Source organism: Streptomyces sp. V1I1, assembly GCF_030817355.1.
Taxonomy (GTDB): domain Bacteria; phylum Actinomycetota; class Actinomycetes; order Streptomycetales; family Streptomycetaceae; genus Streptomyces.
The window spans coordinates 1,212,632-1,229,713 of sequence record NZ_JAUSZH010000001.1 but is presented as its reverse complement, the minus strand read 5'-3'; the positions used below and the strand labels follow the sequence as shown (position 1 = coordinate 1,229,713).

General features: G+C 69.3%; 14 protein-coding genes and 1 pseudogene. 9 read left to right on the top strand and 6 right to left on the bottom strand.

Annotated features, from left to right (window positions below; all coding sequences use genetic code 11):
• Positions 1-32 precede the first annotated feature (32 nt).
• Genes QFZ67_RS06050 through ahcY form a run of 4 tightly spaced genes read left to right on the top strand, consistent with a single transcriptional unit; the run spans position 33 to position 6,814 of the window.
• Positions 33-1,016, top strand: a complete 984-nt coding sequence (locus tag QFZ67_RS06050) for a carbohydrate kinase family protein (protein WP_307665739.1) — start codon at positions 33-35, stop codon at positions 1,014-1,016.
• Entirely contained in the window at positions 1,013-4,528 is a 3,516-nt protein-coding gene (gene metH / locus QFZ67_RS06045; protein WP_307660053.1) for a methionine synthase, read from the top strand. The genes QFZ67_RS06050 and metH overlap by 4 nt, the downstream gene beginning before the upstream one ends.
• A complete protein-coding gene (gene metF, locus QFZ67_RS06040; protein ID WP_307660052.1) occupies positions 4,525-5,427 on the top strand; it encodes a methylenetetrahydrofolate reductase [NAD(P)H] in 903 nt (300 codons plus the stop codon). The genes metH and metF overlap by 4 nt, the downstream gene beginning before the upstream one ends.
• A complete protein-coding gene (ahcY, locus tag QFZ67_RS06035) occupies positions 5,405-6,814 on the top strand; it encodes an adenosylhomocysteinase (RefSeq protein ID WP_307660051.1) in 1,410 nt (469 codons plus the stop codon). Before metF ends, ahcY begins: the two co-directional genes overlap by 23 nt.
• 75 nt (positions 6,815-6,889) lie before the next feature.
• On the opposite strand, the gene QFZ67_RS06030 is transcribed toward ahcY, so the two are convergent.
• The 3 genes from QFZ67_RS06030 to QFZ67_RS06020 all read right to left on the bottom strand — a co-directional run bounded on the left by QFZ67_RS06030 (position 6,890) and on the right by QFZ67_RS06020 (position 8,291).
• Positions 6,890-7,183 carry a hypothetical protein gene (locus tag QFZ67_RS06030; protein WP_307660050.1) on the bottom strand — a complete coding sequence of 98 codons (294 nt, stop codon included), beginning with the start codon at positions 7,181-7,183 and terminating at the stop codon, positions 6,890-6,892.
• An 83-nt stretch (positions 7,184-7,266) separates the two neighbouring features.
• A complete protein-coding gene (locus QFZ67_RS06025; RefSeq protein WP_307665738.1) occupies positions 7,267-7,626 on the bottom strand; it encodes a hypothetical protein in 360 nt (119 codons plus the stop codon).
• A 62-nt stretch (positions 7,627-7,688) separates the two neighbouring features.
• Positions 7,689-8,291: an ATP-binding protein gene (locus QFZ67_RS06020; protein WP_307660049.1), complete on the bottom strand. Its 603-nt coding sequence runs from the start codon at positions 8,289-8,291 to the stop codon at positions 7,689-7,691.
• 124 nt (positions 8,292-8,415) lie between these two features.
• On the opposite strand from QFZ67_RS06020, the gene QFZ67_RS06015 reads away from it, so the two are divergent.
• Both QFZ67_RS06015 and QFZ67_RS06010 read left to right on the top strand, forming a co-directional pair.
• Positions 8,416-9,276 carry a helix-turn-helix transcriptional regulator gene (locus tag QFZ67_RS06015; protein ID WP_307660048.1) on the top strand — a complete coding sequence of 287 codons (861 nt, stop codon included), beginning with the start codon at positions 8,416-8,418 and terminating at the stop codon, positions 9,274-9,276.
• On the top strand, positions 9,277-9,513 hold the full coding sequence (locus tag QFZ67_RS06010; RefSeq protein WP_307660047.1) for a DUF397 domain-containing protein: 237 nt from the start codon (positions 9,277-9,279) through the stop codon (positions 9,511-9,513).
• Positions 9,514-9,641: 128 nt separating this feature from the next.
• Here QFZ67_RS06010 and QFZ67_RS06005 read toward each other — a convergent pair whose 3' ends face one another.
• Positions 9,642-10,037 (bottom strand): cupin domain-containing protein, encoded by a 396-nt coding sequence (locus QFZ67_RS06005; RefSeq protein ID WP_307660046.1) that lies wholly within the window; start codon positions 10,035-10,037, stop codon positions 9,642-9,644.
• Positions 10,038-10,090: 53 nt separating this feature from the next.
• Here QFZ67_RS06005 and QFZ67_RS06000 point away from each other — a divergent pair.
• Positions 10,091-11,096: pseudogene (locus tag QFZ67_RS06000) on the top strand (GlxA family transcriptional regulator).
• A 7-nt stretch (positions 11,097-11,103) separates the two neighbouring features.
• Here QFZ67_RS06000 and QFZ67_RS05990 read toward each other — a convergent pair.
• Complete coding sequence (locus QFZ67_RS05990) at positions 11,104-13,017, bottom strand: M64 family metallopeptidase (RefSeq protein ID WP_307660043.1); 1,914 nt, start codon at positions 13,015-13,017, stop codon at positions 11,104-11,106.
• A 323-nt stretch (positions 13,018-13,340) separates the two neighbouring features.
• On the opposite strand from QFZ67_RS05990, the gene QFZ67_RS05985 reads away from it, so the two are divergent.
• Entirely contained in the window at positions 13,341-14,741 is a 1,401-nt protein-coding gene (locus tag QFZ67_RS05985; protein WP_307660042.1) for a sorbosone dehydrogenase family protein, read from the top strand.
• Positions 14,731-15,681 (top strand): LamG-like jellyroll fold domain-containing protein, encoded by a 951-nt coding sequence (locus tag QFZ67_RS05980; protein ID WP_307660041.1) that lies wholly within the window; start codon positions 14,731-14,733, stop codon positions 15,679-15,681. Before QFZ67_RS05985 ends, QFZ67_RS05980 begins: the two co-directional genes overlap by 11 nt.
• Here QFZ67_RS05980 and QFZ67_RS05975 read toward each other — a convergent pair.
• Positions 15,653-17,059 carry a glycosyltransferase family 87 protein gene (locus QFZ67_RS05975; RefSeq protein ID WP_307660040.1) on the bottom strand — a complete coding sequence of 469 codons (1,407 nt, stop codon included), beginning with the start codon at positions 17,057-17,059 and terminating at the stop codon, positions 15,653-15,655. The two genes, QFZ67_RS05980 and QFZ67_RS05975, sit on opposite strands and share 29 nt — an antisense overlap.
• Positions 17,060-17,082 lie beyond the last annotated feature (23 nt).

Sequence of the window (17,082 nt, the reverse complement as noted above, 5' to 3'; positions counted from 1 at the left end):
ACCATCCACCGCAGAACCAAGGAGCAGTGACCGTGCGCATAGCCGTAACTGGTTCGATCGCAACGGACCACCTGATGGTCTTTCCCGGCCGGTTCACCGAGCAGCTGATCGCCGGCAGCCTCGACAAGGTGTCGCTCTCCTTCCTCGTCGAAGAGCTGGAGATCCGGCGCGGCGGCGTCGCCGCGAACATCGCCTTCGGCCTCGGACGGCTCGGTATCGGCCCCTACCTCGTCGGAGCGGTGGGCGCGGACTTCGCCGACTACCAGATCTGGCTGAAGGAGAACGGAGTCGACACCGACTCGGTGCACATCAGCGAATCGCTGCACACCGCGCGCTTCGTGTGCACGACGGACGCCGACAACAACCAGATCGGCTCCTTCTACCCCGGAGCCATGAGCGAAGCCCGAACGATCGACCTGGCCCCGGTGCGGGAACGGGCCGGCGGCCTGGACCTGGTGGTGATCTCGCCCAATGATCCCGGCGCGATGATCCGCCACACCCGTGAGTGCAACAGCCTGGGGCTCGCGTTCGCCGCCGACCCGTCGCAGCAGCTCGCGTTCCTGCAACGCGACGATGTGCGCGAACTGCTCGACCACCCTGCCTATCTGTTCACCAATGAGTACGAGAGCGTGCTCATCCAGGAGAAGACCGGCTGGACTGAACAGCAGATCCTGGGCCGGGTCGGCACCTGGGTCACCACCCGGGGCGCGGACGGCGTCCACATCGCCCGCCCCGGGTTGCTGCCGGTCGAAGTGGCGGCGGTGCCGCCGAACGGGACACTCGAGCCGACCGGCGCCGGCGACGCCTTCCGGGCGGGCTTCCTCGCGGCGACCGCCTGGGGCCTGGGCCTGGAGAGCGCGGCCCACCTGGGCAGCGCACTGGCCACGACCGTGCTGGAGACCACGGGCCCGCAGCCGTCCGAGCTGAACGGCGGCGAGCTGCTGGAACGCATCCGTGGCTCATACGGAGAAGAAGCCGCAGCCGAGCTGGCTCCGCACGTGGCGGCACTGGGATGAGCGAGACGCGTGCCGATGCCCTGCGCGAGGCCTTTGCCACCCGTGTGGTGGTGGCCGACGGGGCGATGGGCACGATGCTCCAGGCGCAGGATCCGACGCTTGAGGACTTCGAGAACCTCGAGGGTTGCAACGAGGTCCTGAATGTGACGCGTCCGGACATCGTGCGGTCGGTCCACGAGGCGTATTTCGAGGTCGGCGTCGACTGTGTCGAGACGAATACGTTCGGCGCGAACCTCGCGGCGCTGGGGGAGTACGACGTTCCCGAGCGGGTCTTCGAGCTCTCCGAGTCCGGGGCGCGGATCGCGCGTGAGGTCGCGGACGAGTTCACGGCGTCGACGGGGCAGCAGCGGTGGGTGCTCGGCTCGATGGGGCCGGGCACCAAGCTCCCCACGTTGGGCCACGCCCCGTATGTGAAGCTGCGGGACGCCTATCAGCAGAACGCGGAGGGCATGATCGCGGGCGGCGCGGACGCGCTGCTGGTCGAGACGACGCAGGACCTGCTTCAGACGAAGGCCGCGATCCTGGGCGCCCGCCGTGCCCTGGACGCGACCGGCACCAACCTCCCCCTGATCTGCTCGGTGACGGTCGAGACGACCGGGACGATGCTGCTCGGCTCGGAGATCGGCGCGGCGCTGACCGCGCTGGAGCCGCTGGGCATCGACATGATCGGCCTGAACTGCGCGACAGGACCCGCGGAGATGAATGAGCACCTCCGCTATCTGGCCCGGCATGCGCGCACGAAGGTCTCCGCCATGCCGAACGCCGGCCTGCCGGTGCTGGGCAAGGACGGCGCGCACTACCCGTTGAGCCCCACTGAACTGGCCGATGCCCATGAGGCGTTCGTTCGCGAGCATGGCCTGTCCTTGGTGGGTGGCTGCTGCGGTACGACGCCGGAGCATCTGCGGCAGGTCGTCGAGCGCGTCCGTGATCTCGCTCCGACCGAGCGTGAGCCGCGTCCGGAGCCGGGCGCCGCGTCGCTCTACCAGACGGTGCCGTTCCGCCAGGACACGTCCTTCATGGCGATCGGTGAGCGTACGAACGCGAACGGGTCGAGGAAGTTCCGTGAGGCCATGCTGGAGGGCCGCTGGGACGACTGTGTGGAGATGGCCCGGGACCAGATCCGCGAGGGCGCGCACATGCTCGACCTGTGTGTCGACTATGTCGGCCGGGACGGTGTCGCCGACATGGAGGAGCTGGCCGGCCGGTTCGCCACCGCCTCCACTCTCCCCATCGTGCTGGACTCGACCGAAGTCGACGTCCTTCAGGCCGGGTTGGAGAAGCTGGGCGGCCGTGCGGTCATCAACTCCGTCAACTACGAGGACGGTGACGGGCCCGAGTCGCGGTTCGCGAAGGTCACCAAGCTCGCCGTCGAGCACGGTGCGGCGCTCATCGCGCTGACCATCGACGAGGAGGGCCAGGCGCGCACGGTCGAGAACAAGGTCGCGATCGCCGAGCGGATCATTGACGATCTGACCGGGAACTGGGGTGTGCTGGAATCCGACATCCTCATCGACACGCTCACGTTCACGATCTGCACCGGCCAGGAGGAGTCGCGCAAGGACGGCATCGCCACGATCGAGGCGATCCGTGAACTCAAGCGCCGCCGTCCGGATGTGCAGACCACGCTGGGCCTGTCGAACATCTCCTTCGGCCTGAACCCCGCCGCCCGGGTCGTCCTGAACTCCGTCTTCCTGGACGAGTGCGTGAAGGCCGGACTGGACTCGGCGATCGTGCACGCCTCGAAGATCCTGCCGATCGCGCGCCTGGAGGAGGAGCAGGTCAAGGTCGCCCTGGATCTGATCTACGACCGGCGCGCCGAAGGCTACGACCCCCTGCAGAAGCTCATGGAGCTCTTCGAGGGCGTCAATATGAAGTCGATGAAGGCGGGCAAGGCCGAGGAACTCCTGGCCCTGCCGCTGGAGGAGCGGCTCAAGCGCCGGATCATCGACGGCGAGAAGAACGGCCTGGAGGCCGACCTCGACGAGGCGCTCCAGACCCGCCCGGCTCTCGCAATCGTCAACGACACACTCCTGGAGGGCATGAAGGTCGTCGGTGAGCTGTTCGGCTCGGGCCAGATGCAGCTGCCGTTCGTGCTGCAGTCCGCCGAGGTGATGAAGAACGCGGTGGCCTACCTCGAGCCCCACATGGAGAAGACCGACGCCGATGGCAAGGGCACCATCGTCCTTGCCACGGTCCGTGGTGACGTCCATGACATCGGGAAGAACCTCGTCGACATCATCCTGTCGAACAACGGCTACAACGTCGTCAACCTCGGTATCAAGCAGCCGGTTTCGGCGATCCTGGAGGCGGCCGAGGAGCACCGCGCGGATGTGATCGGCATGTCGGGTCTGCTGGTGAAGTCCACGGTGATCATGAAGGAGAACCTGCAGGAGCTGAATCAGCGCAAGCTGGCCGCCGACTACCCGGTCATTCTCGGCGGGGCGGCGCTGACGCGGGCGTATGTGGAGCAGGATCTGCACGAGATCTACGAGGGCGAAGTCCGCTATGCCCGTGACGCGTTCGAGGGGCTGCGTCTGATGGACGCCCTGATCGCGGTCAAGCGCGGTGTCCCCGGGGCCGTCCTGCCGGAGCTGAAGCAGCGGCGGGTGGCCAGGCGCGACACTGCGGTGCTGGAGGTCCAGGAGCCGGAGGGCGCGGTCCGCTCGGATGTCGCGATCGACAATCCGGTGCCGCAGCCGCCGTTCTGGGGCACCCGGGTCATCAAGGGCATCCAGCTGAAGGAGTACGCGTCCTGGCTGGACGAGGGCGCGCTGTTCAAGGGCCAGTGGGGCCTCAAGCAGGCCCGGACCGGCGACGGCCCGACGTACGAGGAGCTGGTGGAAAGTGAGGGCCGGCCGCGGCTGCGCGGCTGGCTGGACCAGCTGCACACCAGGAACCTGCTGGAGGCGGCCGTGGTCTACGGCTACTTCCCCTGCGTGTCCAAGGGCGACGACCTGATCCTGCTCAACGAGGACGGCTCCGAGCGCACCCGCTTCTCCTTCCCCCGCCAGCGCCGCGGCCGCCGCCTGTGCCTCGCCGACTTCTTCCGCCCCAAAGAATCCGGCGAGACCGATGTCGTCGGGCTCCAGATCGTCACGGTCGGCAACCGCTTAGGCGAGGCCACGGCCGAGCTGTTCGAGACCAATGCGTACCGGGACTATCTCGAACTGCACGGCCTGTCCGTGCAGTTGGCCGAGGCGCTCGCCGAGTACTGGCACGCCCGGGTGCGCGCCGAGCTCGGCTTCGCGGGCGAGGACCCGGCCGACGTGGAGGCTGCGACATTTTTGAACGACGTGTTCGCGCTCAAGTACCGCGGCGCGCGGTTCTCGCTCGGTTACGGAGCGTGCCCGGACCTGGAGGACCGGGCGAAGATCGCCGAGCTGCTGCAGCCGGAGCGGATCGGTGTCCAGCTCTCCGAGGAGTTCCAGCTCCACCCCGAGCAGTCCACCGACGCCATCGTCATCCACCACCCCGAAGCGAACTACTTCAACGCGGGAGGGGCACGGTCGTGAGGACTCTTCGGGACGTTCTGGCGGCGGGGGAGCGGTCGTACTCCTTCGAGTTCTTTCCGCCCAAGACCGACGCCGGCGAAGAGCGCCTCTGGGACGCCATCCGCCGTATCGAGGCGCTGTCGCCGGTCTTCGTCTCGGTGACGTACGGCGCGGGGGGATCCTCCCGGGACCGGACAGTCGCGGTGACGAAGAAGATCGCCGCACAGACCACCCTGCGCCCGGTCGCCCATCTGACGGCCGTCGGGCACTCGGTGGCCGAACTGCGGCACATCATCGGCCAGTACGCGGACGCCGGCATCCGGGATGTCCTCGCCCTGCGCGGCGACCCGCCCGGCGACCCGAAGGGCGCCTGGGTGGCCCACCCGCAGGGGCTTACGTACGCGATCGAACTGGTCGAACTCGTAAGGGAGTTGGGTGACTTCAGCGTCGGCGTCGCCGCCTTCCCCGAGCGGCACCCCCGTTCTGCGGACTGGGACAGCGACATCAGGCACTTCGCGGCCAAGTGCCGCGCGGGCGCCGACTACGCGATCACCCAGATGTTCTTCGACGTCGAGTACTACCTGCGGCTGCGCGATCTGGCCGCGGCGGCGGGGTGCGACACCCCGATCATTCCCGAGATCATGCCGGCCACCGACTACCGGCAGATCAGCCGCTTCGCCGAACTCAGCAACGCGGCCTTCCCGGACGACCTGGCCAGGCGACTGCACGCCGCCCGGGACAAGCCTGATGAAGCTCATCGGATCGGTGTCGACCATGCGATCGCGATGGCGGAGCGACTGCTCGACGAAGGCGCTCCGGGACTGCACTACATCACCCTGAACCGATCGCCTGCGACGGTGGAGATACACCGGGGCGTCCACAAGACGAGGAGTACCCATGCCCTCTCAGCCCGCCACTGACTTCAAGGTGGCCGACCTTTCCCTCGCGGAGTTCGGTCGCAAGGAGATCACTCTGGCCGAGCATGAGATGCCCGGTCTGATGTCGATCCGTAAGGAGTACGCCGCCGCGCAGCCGCTGGCCGGCGCGCGTATCACCGGCTCGCTGCACATGACCGTGCAGACCGCCGTACTGATCGAGACGCTGGTCGCACTTGGTGCGCAGGTGCGCTGGGTCTCCTGCAACATCTTCTCCACCCAGGACCACGCCGCGGCCGCCATCGCCGCCGCCGGCATTCCCGTCTTCGCCTGGAAGGGGGAGACGCTGGAGGAGTACTGGTGGTGCACGGAGCAGGCGCTGACCTGGCCGGGGCATGTCGGCCCGAACATGATCCTGGACGACGGCGGCGACGCCACCCTCCTGGTCCACAAGGGCGTCGAGTTCGAGAAGGCCGGGTCCGTTCCCGACCCGTCCACCGCGGACAACGAGGAATTCCGTCTCGTACTCGAGCTGTTGAGCCGCTCCACCCTCAAGTGGACGCAGCTGGCTTCGGAGATCCGCGGGGTGACCGAGGAGACGACGACGGGTGTGCACCGGTTGTACGAAATGCACCGCGACGGTGTCCTGCTGTTCCCCGCGATCAATGTGAATGACGCGGTGACGAAGTCGAAGTTCGACAACAAGTACGGCTGCCGACACTCGTTGATCGACGGCATCAACCGTGCCACCGATGTGCTGATCGGTGGCAAGACGGCGGTCGTGTGCGGTTACGGGGATGTGGGCAAGGGCTGCGCGGAGTCGCTGCGCGGCCAGGGCGCCCGGGTGATCGTCACCGAGATCGACCCGATCTGCGCGCTGCAGGCGGCCATGGACGGCTACCAGGTCACCACGCTCGACGAAGTCGTGGAGACGGCCGACATCTTCGTCACGACCACGGGCAACAAGGACATCATCATGGCCGCGGACATGGCCAGGATGAAGCACCAGGCGATCGTGGGCAACATCGGCCACTTCGACAACGAGATCGACATGGCCGGTCTGGCGCAGATCCCGGGCATCGTCAAGGACGAGGTCAAGCCCCAGGTCCACACCTGGACCTCCCCCGACGGCAAGGTCCTGATCGTGCTCTCCGAGGGCCGTCTGCTGAACCTGGGCAACGCGACCGGTCACCCCTCGTTCGTGATGTCCAACAGCTTCGCGGACCAGACGCTGGCCCAGATCGAGCTGTTCACCAAGCCCGAGGAGTACCCGACCGACGTCTACGTGCTGCCCAAGCACCTGGACGAGAAGGTCGCCCGTCTCCACCTGGACGCGCTCGGCGTGAAGCTGACGACCCTGCGCCCGGAGCAGGCCGCCTACATCGGCGTCGAGGTCGAAGGCCCGTACAAGTCCGACCACTACCGCTACTGACCGGCTGTTGAGCAGCAGCTGATCGGCCCCCAAGACCAGGCCCCCGCCTATCCCCCGGGCGGGGGCCTGACCCATTCAGCGCATGGACGCGACGGCCCACTCGGCGACGACGGCCACCGCGACGCCGACGCCCAGAACCGCGGTGGCCACCCGCGTACGCCCTTGTCGGCTGAGGACCAGCGCGCTGCCGCAGAGGATCAGCGCGATGCCGTAGAAGCCCATGGTCAGCACCGAGTGCGTGCTGCCGAGCCGCAGCACGAGGGTGACGCCCACGGCGATCATGATGACCGCGGAGAGAGCTATCCGTATGCCGCGTGCCTGACGTGGTGTGAGCCCCTGTCGCTCCGGGCTCGAATTGGCTTCTGACATGCTCGGAAGACTAGCCGTCCCGTCCCGGCGCAGACTGTCGGGGCCGACCTTCTGCCCGCTCGCGCTCATCTGCCCGCGCGGGCTCACGCGCCGCGGGCGCTGCCCAGGCCGGCCGTCCACAGCGGAGCGGTGCCGGTGATCTGGCAGGCCATCAGATAGAGCAGGATCGGCGGGGTGTAGGGGCTGGTGCCGTCGGGCCGGCGGATGAGGCGGGGGTTGGCCGCTGGTACGTACGCCCCGCGGGCGTAGTGCGACGGCAGCGGCCAGATCAGCTCCAGGTCCGAGCCGGCCGGCACGATCCACCACCACCAGTCGTTGTCGGCGAAGACACAGCCGTTCCGCGACAGCCGCCCGAGCAGCCTGAAGCCGTACCGCGCGGGGACGCCCACGGCGTCGCAGCCCAGATCGGCCACAAGCGCGGGCGGGAGTGCGAGCCGGGTCATCCGGGATTCGCCGGTCTCGCTGTGGTGGCGGCCGCCCCGCGAGAGGAGCGTCGCCAGGACCTTCAGCACAGCCTCTCCGGTCCCGGAAGCCCAAAGCCCGCCCCGTTCGGAAAGTCCGCCCCGAAGGGAAAGTCCGCTCCGAACGGAGGGTCCGCGGGCGGCAGTTCAGCCTGCGCCGGATCGGCCCGCACCAGCTCGGCCCGCACCAGCTCGGCCCGCACCAGCTCGGCCTGTGCCAGTTCCGCCCAGACGATGCGGCCGGGGCCGTGCTTCGACTCGTACGCGCCCCAGGCGCTGCTCACGGCCTCGACCAGCAGCAGTCCGCGCCCGCGCTCCTCCTCGACGGTGTGGCAGACGCGCGGGCCGGTGGGCGTGGACCCCTGGTCCTGCACGGTGATGCGCAGCCGCTCTGCGCCGTTGAGGAGTTCGCAGGCGACCAGGTGGCCGTCGGTGTGCACGACCGCGTTGGTGACCAGTTCGGAGACGACGAGCATTGCCGTGTCGTGAACATCTCCGCCTATGCCCCAGCAGTGGAGCCGCTCGCGGGTGAGCCTTCTCGCCCTGCTGACGAATTCGGCACGCGCGGGCAGCTCGAAGCCGTATCGGTGGTGGTCGGCCCCCGAGCACGGGTCCCGCCGCTGGGCAGTGAGCGCGTCACGGTTCACCCGACCACTCTCCCGCCGCGGTGGACACCTTGGCAAGGCCCACTCTGAAAGATTCAGAGTGGGCATATTCATCGCTGCGGGGCCGTGGCACACTGCTCGCAACAGCACGTGGGGAGGTTTCGAAGTGAGTGAACCGCGGTCCGCCCCCACTGTGGGGCAGGTCGTTCTCGGCAAGCGCTTGCAGGACCTGCGGGAGCGAGCCGGGCTCAGGCGCGAGGAGGCCGCAAAGGTCCTTCGCGTTGCCGCGGGCACCATCCGCCGGATGGAAACCGCCGAGGTCGCGTTGAAAATCCCGTATGTCCAGCTGCTGCTGAACGCGTACGGGATCACCGACGACGAGGCTCGCGGTTTCATCGAGCTGGCAGAGGAGGCCAACAAACCAGGCTGGTGGCAGCGCTTTCACGACGTTCTGCCGGGCTGGTTCAGCATGTACGTCAGCCTGGAGGGCGCGGCCGCCCTGATCCGCGCCTATGAGCCGCATTTCGTGCCCGGTCTGCTGCAGACGGAGGACTACGCCCGCGCGATCATGCTCGGCGGAGCCGTCGGCCAGACCGATCCGGGCGATATCGAGCGCCATGTGGCGCTGCGGATGGAACGCCAGGCACTGCTCACCCGCCCCGACGCACCCAAGCTGTGGGTGATCATGGACGAGACGGTGTTCCGCCGGCCCGTCGGCGGCCCCGGCGTCATGAGAGCGCAGATCGACCGGCTGCTCGAAGGCGCCCAGCTGCCCCATGTCACCCTGCAGATCGCGGAGTTCGCGACCGGACACCACCCCGGCACCTACGGGCCGTTCGTCCTCTTCCGGTTCGCTGTCCCCGAGCTCCCGGACATGGTCTACAGCGAGTACCTCACCGGCGCCGTCTACCTCGACGCGCGCCCCGAGGTCGCTTCGCATCTGGAGGTTCTGGACCGCATGGCGGCTCAGGCCGCGACTGCACAACGCACGAAGGAGATCCTCAGGGATCTCCGCGAGGAGCTGTGAATGGATTACATATACAACGGCATGCCGGCCGCCGAGCTGGGCAGCGAGGGCTGGCACAAGCCGTGGAGCGGCGGCAACGGGGGCAACTGCTTCGAGACCATGAAGCTGGCGGACGGCCGGGTCGCGGTGCGCCAGTCCGCGGACCCGGACGGCCCCGCGCTGATCTACACCTGCGGCGAGTTCGCCGCGTTCATCGAGGGAGCCAAGTCCGGCCAGGCGGACTTCCTGCTCAACTGACGGCACACCCGGTCCGCACCTGGTCCGCAGTTGACTGCTCAGCTGCCCCGCACGAGACACGTGGAGCGAGAGACGACCGGTCACGAAGCCGCCGCCCTCCGGACAGACACCAGCAAGCCGCATCGTGCTCAGAAGTCGAGTGTGTGCCCTGTCGTCACGTCGACGTTGTCCGGGATCTCGTCGTGGCGGTCACCGACCGTCTGTGTCCCGGTGGGCTCGAAGAGGAGGATCGCGGCGCCGGACGGAGCGGACGGCTTGTGCTCCGTGCCACGCGGGACCGTGAAGACCGAGCCCTTGGGGAGCGAGACCGTGCGCTCCCCGGCGGGCTCACGCAGGGAGATGTGCAGCTCGCCGTCGAGCACCAGGAAGAACTCGTCGGTGTCGTCGTGGACGTGCCAGAGGTGTTCGCCCTCGACCTTGGCGACGCGTACGTCGTAGTCGTTGACCCGGGTGACGATGCGGGGGCTCCACAGGGCGTCGAAGGAGGCCAGGGCCTTGCTGAGGGCGATCGGTTCGTTGCTCATGTGCTCAACCATCCGACGTTCCGCAGTGCCGGTGTGAGTGGTAGAAATGGCTGATGTCGCAAGAATCCTCGCACCCAGGCCGTGAGGGGGGTCCGCACCGGGTCGTCGTGATCGTCGACGAGAACTCGAACCCCTTCGAACTCGGCTGCGCGACCGAAGTGTTCGGCCTGCGCAGGCCTGAGATCGGCCGTGACCTCTACGACTTCACACTCTGCTCGCCCGAGCCCCGCACGTTGATGCGGGACGGATTCTTCACGCTCACGGGAGTCGCCGATCTGGAGGCGGCCGACTCGGCGGACACCTTGATCGTGCCCAACCGGCCCGACGTCGAGGTGCCCCGCCGCCCCGCCGTCCTCGACGCCGTCCGCCGGGCGCACGCCCGAGGGGCAAGGCTGGTCGGCTTCTGCAGCGGCGCCTTCACCCTGGCCGAGGCCGGGGTCCTCGACGGGCGCCGGGCCACCGCGCACTGGCAGTGGGCGGACTCCTTCCGGGCACGCTTCCCCACCGTCCAGCTGGAACCTGACGTGCTCTTCGTCGACGACGGCGACATCCTCACCGCCGCGGGCAGCGCGGCCGCGCTCGACCTCGGGCTGCACCTGGTCCGCCGCGACCACGGAGCCGAGATCGCCAACTCGGTGAGCCGGCGCCTCGTCTTCGCCGCCCACCGGGACGGCGGGCCAGCGGCAGTTCGTGGAGCGGCCGGTGCCCGACGTGCCGGACGAGTCCCTGGCCCCGGTACTGGCCTGGGCACAGGCACGGCTGAACGCACCCCTTGCCGTGCCCGACATCGCGGCGCGCGCGGCACTGAGTCCCGCAACCTTGCACCGCCGCTTCCAGGCCCAGTTGGGCACCACTCCACTCGCGTGGCTCACCGGGGAACGCCTCGCCCTCGCCTGCCGGTTGATTGAACGGGGCGTATCCCCTCTCGACGTGGTCGCACGGCGCAGCGGCCTGGGCACCACCGCCAATCTGCGCGCTCTGATGCGCCGCGAGACCGGGCTCACCCCATCGGCATACCGCCGCCGGTTCGGGCCCGGGGCGGACGACACGCCCTGGTGAGCCCTCGTCAGCCCGTCGCGGCCTCCGGCTCGAGCAGCGTCGCCAGGAACTTCTCCGGGGCCGAGACATTCCCCGCCGAGTCGATCGTCCGGTACTCGATCGTGTGGGTGCCGTAGTCGGGGGTGGCGTCGTCCCACGGCACCGCGCGGGTCTTGCCGAGCTTGCCGTAGACGAGATCGTCGATGACCGTGCCGCCCGGGGTGAAGCGGTACGGCGCGTCCGCGTCGGTCGGCCAGCCGTAGTACGTCTGCCAGCCGTCGCCGTCGACCCGGAACTGCGACACCACATGGCCGGCCCGGTCGTCACGGGCCGTCAGCCTCATCGTGAACGGCCCGTCGTAGACGTACTCCACCGGCCTCCCCGGCCGGTGCACCGTGCGCAGCGGCTTGGAGAGCGCGTACGCCGCCGTCGCCGGAGCCGCGTCCACCGTCCAGGTCAGCGTGGTCTGCGTGCCGGCGATCCGGGCGCTCAGGGTGTGGGCGCCGGGGCGCAGCCGCAGCGCGCCCAGATCGAGATCGCGGTCGTTGCCCGGGTTGGCCACCGGGCGGCCGTCGAGCGTCCAGCGGACGGCTAGGGTCCGGTCAGCGGGGTGTGTGGTGTCGGCGTGCACGACCGTCGCGGAGCCCACCGGGGTCTCGGTGTCGGTGTGGCCGGTGAAGGCGGGCTCGACCGGCTCCGGCCGGGTGCTGACAGCCGTGTCCACGGTCCAGGCGACGGTACGGGTCAGCGCTGCGGACGCGCGGATCGCCGGGTCGCGTACGAACGGCGTCTCATCGGTGACCGTGGCCGTCAGCTCATGTGTCCCGCGGGCGAGTTGGAGCCGGCGCAGATCCAGCGTGCGGGCATCACCCGCGAGCCGCAGCGGACGCCCGTCGAGATGCCACACGACATCGAGCTCACCGCCCACCGGATGCAGGGTGTCCACCCATACCGTCCGGTCGTCGCCGATCGGGGCGGCGTTCGGGGTGTGGTCCTGTACGAGACTCACCTTTGCGGAGATCTTCTGCACCATCACCTCGCGTCCGACCTGGTCGAAGGCGTAGCCGAGGGTCTTCATGATCGAGTGCTTGCTGGGCCGCCAGACGTTCTTGGTGCTGTACATCCCGCCCTCGAACCGGCCGATGACCCCGCCCGACTCGCTCTTCTCGCCCAGCCAGCGCCACCACTTGGCGCGCTGCCGCTTCATCTGCTCCTCGGTCAGCAGGGTGTGGTGGGCGGAGTCGGGCTCGCCGCCCTCGTACGTGCCACCCGGGACACCCCGTCCGTAGTAGTCGTACTCGTCCTGCAGGTTGCCCAGCGAGTGGCCGATCTCGTGCGGGGTGATCAGCGAGGACAGCGCATTGCCGCCGGACGCCGTGGCGAAGGTCCCGCCCGCGCCGCCGTATGTGTCGCTGTTGGCGAGCGCCACGATCTGCCGGTTGGCGCTCGCGGATCCGGGCACGAGGTCGGCGAGCGCGGTCGCCGAGCTCGTGTCGACGCTGAGGAGGCGCTGCACGCTGTTCGCGTTGCAGCCGCCCCAGAAGCCCATGCCCAGCGCGGTGTCGCGGCGCGGCGACTGAAGTCCCGGGTCGCAGTCCACACCTGACTCGGTGGAGGGGACCTCCACCGCCCACACATTGACGTAACTGCGGTACGAGGCGAACGGCTCGGTGGACCAGAGCACACTGAGGTGCTTGTCGACATCGGCGCGGAAGGCCGGCATTTCCTCGGCGGTGTAGCCGTCGCCGAGGACGATGATGTTGAACCGCTTGTCGGCGGGGCCTGTTGTCTGCACGGGCACGACGGTGGCCGCTTCGGTCACCGGCGCCGCCCCCTCCTCGGCGGTGGCGGAGGGGACCGTGCCCAGCAGGCAGCCGGCCAGCAGCGCGCCCGCGGTGGCGAGCAGCGACATTGTTCGGGGTCGTATGCCGGGTGAGGTCATGAGGCGGGAGCGTACGACCCGGCCCAACGTGACGTAAAGACAGCGGAGTTGGCCAGTGGGGCGGTGACTGTCGCCGTGGCGCAGCGCGACGCGCAGCAGCTCGGCCGCTTGCCTGTCGACCCGCGCCGACGGGCGGAGCCCACGGTGGATTGGCGTGCACACCACATTGCTCGTTCCGCACCCCTTGCCGCCCCCCGGCCCCGCTTTGTAACTTGGCGCAGGCGCTGCGCGGAAGCGCTTTCTATGCCGTCCGAGCCGACGAGGTGAGCGGGATGCCCCAGCCAGGAAGAGGCCGGTTAGCGATTTCCGCGGGGGTGCTGCTGATGGCGCTGATCGCGCCACCGGCACTCGCGCAGGACGAAGGGCCGATAGCCGACCCACTGCCTGACCCGGCCGTCTCCCGGCACGGTCTCGTGCTCGAGGAGTTCGCGACCCTCCCCAAGTCGGAGTCGGTGCCGCCGCCGACCGACGCCCGGCTCAAACGCTGGGCCCGCATCAACTACCTCGGCGAACTACCGGACCACTCACACCGGTTGTACGTCCCCGACCTCAACGGCAAGCTCTATCTGCTGGACCGCAAAGGCGGATCGCGCGAGTACCTCGATGTCGGCACCGCGATGGGACCGGACTTCTGGTCGCACAAGGGACTCGGCAGTGGCTTCGGATTCGTGGCCTTCCACCCGCGCTTCGCCCGCAACGGCATCTTCTACACGGTGCACACCGAGGCCCGTGACGCGCTCACCACCAAGCCCGTAGACCTGGCCGCCCCCACAACCACCCGCATCCACAGCGTGATCACCGAGTGGACCGCCGACAACCCCCGCGCGAACACCTTCAGCGGCACCCGGCGCGAAGTGATGCGCCTCGGCTTTCAGGACACGTACCACGACATTCAAGAGATCAACTTCAATCCGAACGCCCGCCCCTGGGACAAGGACTACGGCCTCCTCTACGTGGCGGTCGGCGACGGCGCGGCGGGCGCCGGCGGCACCGTCCCGCAGGATCTGACCGCGCCCCAGGGCAAGATCCTGCGGATCGACCCGCTCGGCCACAACGGCCCCGGCGGCAAATGGGGAATCCCCGCCTCCAACCCCTTCGCCGGTCAGCAGGGCAGACTCGGCGAGATCTTCGCGTACGGGCTGCGCGACCCGCACCGCTTCAGCTGGGACACCGGCGGCCGCCACCAGATGTTCATCGGCCACATCGGCGAGCACCGGGTCGAGTCGGTGTACGACGCCAAGGCGGGCGACAACTTCGGCTGGAGCAACCGCGAGGGCCCGTTCGCCTATCGCAAGGCCGACAACCCCACCTGCGGAGTGTTCCCGCTCCCGGCCGACGATGCCAAGAACGGCTACACCTACCCGGTCGCCGCCTTCGACCACAACCCGCCGCCGGACAAGCCCTGTTCGGACAGCGGTAACGCACTGATCGGCGGCTTCGTCTACCGCGGATGGCAGGTGCCCGCGCTGTACGGCAAGTACATCTACTCCGAGGGCGTGAGCGGACGGATCTTCTACTCCGACGTCCGGGAGATGCGCCGCGGCGGCCCGCTCGCCACGGTCCACCAGCTCCAGGTCTTCGACGCGGGCGGTGCACCGACCTCGATGCAGGCGCTGGCCGGCGACAAGCGGGTCGACCTGCGGTTCGGCACCGACCGCGCGGGCGAGCTGTATGTGCTCTCGAAAGCCAACGGCCGGATCTGGAAGGTGTCCGATGCGAAATAGTCCAGTCGGCCACCGCGGCAGAGGGCTTCTCGCGGCAGTGCTCGCCGTCGCCCTGCTGCCCCTGACCCTCGCCCCGGCAGCCGCGAGCGCCCAGCACGGCCCGGTACTGCCTTCGCTGAAGCGGAATCTCGTCGCGTACTACGACTTCGGTCATCCGGTACGCGACAAACCCGGCTGGGAGGGCGACCGCGGGCGGTCCGGCACCGACATCCAGCTCGTCAACGGCGGCGCCCGGATGCGGGCATGGGACAGGGACCGCGGCCATGTCCTCCAGACCCGGCAGAACACGCCCACCGCCCCGGGCAACGACGACTGGAAGGCGGGCGTCTACGGCCCCGACGGCGTCCCCACCCTGCACGCATTCAACGGCGTACGCGAGACGACCGTCATGGGCTGGTTCAAGATGACCGGGGAGAACCCCAGCCCCAATTCGGGCTCTGCCAAGCCGGACGACCGCTATGGAGCGATCGGCCTGGCCGGAGTCCTCTCCGGCACCTCGCAGGGCCACGATGTGCGTGCCCTCCTCGAACTCATCACGGTCAACGGCGAGATGAAGGTCGTCGCGCTCGGCCGCCGCGTCGACGGCGCCAGTTCGCAGACCTTCGCCGCCGACGCCGACTGGAAGACGCTGCTGCCGCAGGACACATGGGTGTTCCTCGCGGCAACCTTCGACTACGACGACGGTACGATGGCGCTCTACCGCAACGGCCGTGCCGTGCCCGGCTTCTACACGCTCACCGGCGACCCGTGGGCCGTCGAAGGGCCGCCCGAGCCGGACGCCGCATCGCCGAGCGACCCGCGCGGCATCAAGATCGGCGGCAGCTATCCGCAGAACACCAAGGAGGGCAACCCCTGCAACTGCCGGATGGACGACCTGATGTTCCTCGACCGGGCGCTGACCCCCGGCGAGGTCATGGCCCAGTACCGACGGACCAGGTAGGAAGCGCCTGCGGTTCGTGACGACGACGCCGCGCACGACGACGCAGTACGCAGCCGACGAGCACCGCGCCGGCTGCGACCGCGTACACGACGGTCCCCACGGTCTGCGGGTCGGCGTCCATCTTGACGGTGACGTACTTGGCCGCGCCCGCGACCGCTACCGCGAGCCACTCCCACCGCCCGTCCAGGGCCACCAGCGCGACCAGCAGCAGGGCGTACCAGGAGTAGCCCGGAGTCAGCAGCAGGAACGCCGTGCCGGTGACCAGCAGAGCGCCGCTCCATGGACGTTCCGGATCGCCGCGCCACAGGACGTGGATGGCGACCGCCAGCATCCCGGCGATCACGGCGGGTAGCGCCCAGTCGCCCGGCAGCACCAGCCGGAGCAGCGCATAGCGATTACTGGCCGAGGGGTCGTCGTACCCCTCCTCCTGCGTATAGCCGCCGAGAAAACCGAAGACCGAGCTGTCGGAGACGAGGACATAGGGGAGATAGCTCAGCGCGACGACCGCGGCGGCCGGCAGCAGTACGGCCGCCGCGTCCCGCACCCGCCGCACACCCGAGAGCGCGCCGGGCAGCACCACGGCGGGCAGCAGCTTGGTCGCGACCGCCGCGCCGAGCAGCGCCCCGCCCACGATGCGCCGCCGCACCAGCACACCGAGGCCCACGACCGCGAGGAGCGCCCCGAGCACATCGGCATGCGCGTTGTTCACCGCCTCGACCGGCACGATCGGACACCAGGCCCAGTACGCCGCACGGCGCGGATCGCCGCGCCGCCGCAGCACCAGCAGCAGCGCGGCGGTGGTGCCCAGCACCAGCAGCGCGCCGCCCGTCTGAAGGGCCTTGTGCCGTGCCCCGTCGGGCGAGAGCGCGTGGACGAGCAGGAAATACCCCTCGGCCACCGGCGGGTAGATGGTGTGCACCTGCGGCCGGTTGATCCGCGTGCAGTGCACCTCGCCCTCGGGGCCGGGGATCCGTGCCCGGCCGGGGCCCACGCACTGCGCCCCGGTGGGGAACAGCCAGCCGTCGCGCAGCCCGGCGAGCGCGGGATCGGCGGGGGCGTGGTCGTACGGCGAGATCCCGGCCGCCTGCACCCTGCCGTCCCAGGCGTAACGGTACGAGTCGGTGCTGGTGCGCGGCGGAGCGAGGAGCCCGGTCGCCGCCACCGCGACACCGCCCGCGACGACGAGGACCACGGCGTGCCGCACCGGGGCCTTGCGTACGGCGACGACCGCGGCGACGAACAGCGCCCAGCAGGCGGCGTACCACCAGGACAGCCCGAGGGCATCGGTGAAGTAGCCGTCCTTGCGGATCGTCACGGCGAGCACGGCCGTCAGGGCCGCCAGCAGGGCGCCGGCGGCGAGAGTACGCGGGTTGATCACAGGCTCAGCGTCGCAGCCGGAGG

What these genes read in the sequence shown, in the direction of transcription:
- QFZ67_RS06010 (WP_307660047.1), top strand. Translation starts at nt 9,277, where the DNA reads ATGGATTACATATACAACGGCATGCCGGCCGCCGAGCTGGGCAGCGAG.
- QFZ67_RS05985 (WP_307660042.1), top strand. Translation starts at nt 13,341, where the DNA reads ATGGCGCTGATCGCGCCACCGGCACTCGCGCAGGACGAAGGGCCGATA.
- ahcY (WP_307660051.1), top strand. Translation starts at nt 5,405, where the DNA reads ATGCCCTCTCAGCCCGCCACTGACTTCAAGGTGGCCGACCTTTCCCTC.
- QFZ67_RS06025 (WP_307665738.1), bottom strand. Translation starts at nt 7,626, where the DNA reads ATGACCCGGCTCGCACTCCCGCCCGCGCTTGTGGCCGATCTGGGCTGC.
- QFZ67_RS05990 (WP_307660043.1), bottom strand. Translation starts at nt 13,017, where the DNA reads ATGACCTCACCCGGCATACGACCCCGAACAATGTCGCTGCTCGCCACC.
- QFZ67_RS05980 (WP_307660041.1), top strand. Translation starts at nt 14,731, where the DNA reads ATGCGAAATAGTCCAGTCGGCCACCGCGGCAGAGGGCTTCTCGCGGCA.
- QFZ67_RS06030 (WP_307660050.1), bottom strand. Translation starts at nt 7,183, where the DNA reads ATGTCAGAAGCCAATTCGAGCCCGGAGCGACAGGGGCTCACACCACGT.
- metH (WP_307660053.1), top strand. Translation starts at nt 1,013, where the DNA reads ATGAGCGAGACGCGTGCCGATGCCCTGCGCGAGGCCTTTGCCACCCGT.
- QFZ67_RS06005 (WP_307660046.1), bottom strand. Translation starts at nt 10,037, where the DNA reads ATGAGCAACGAACCGATCGCCCTCAGCAAGGCCCTGGCCTCCTTCGAC.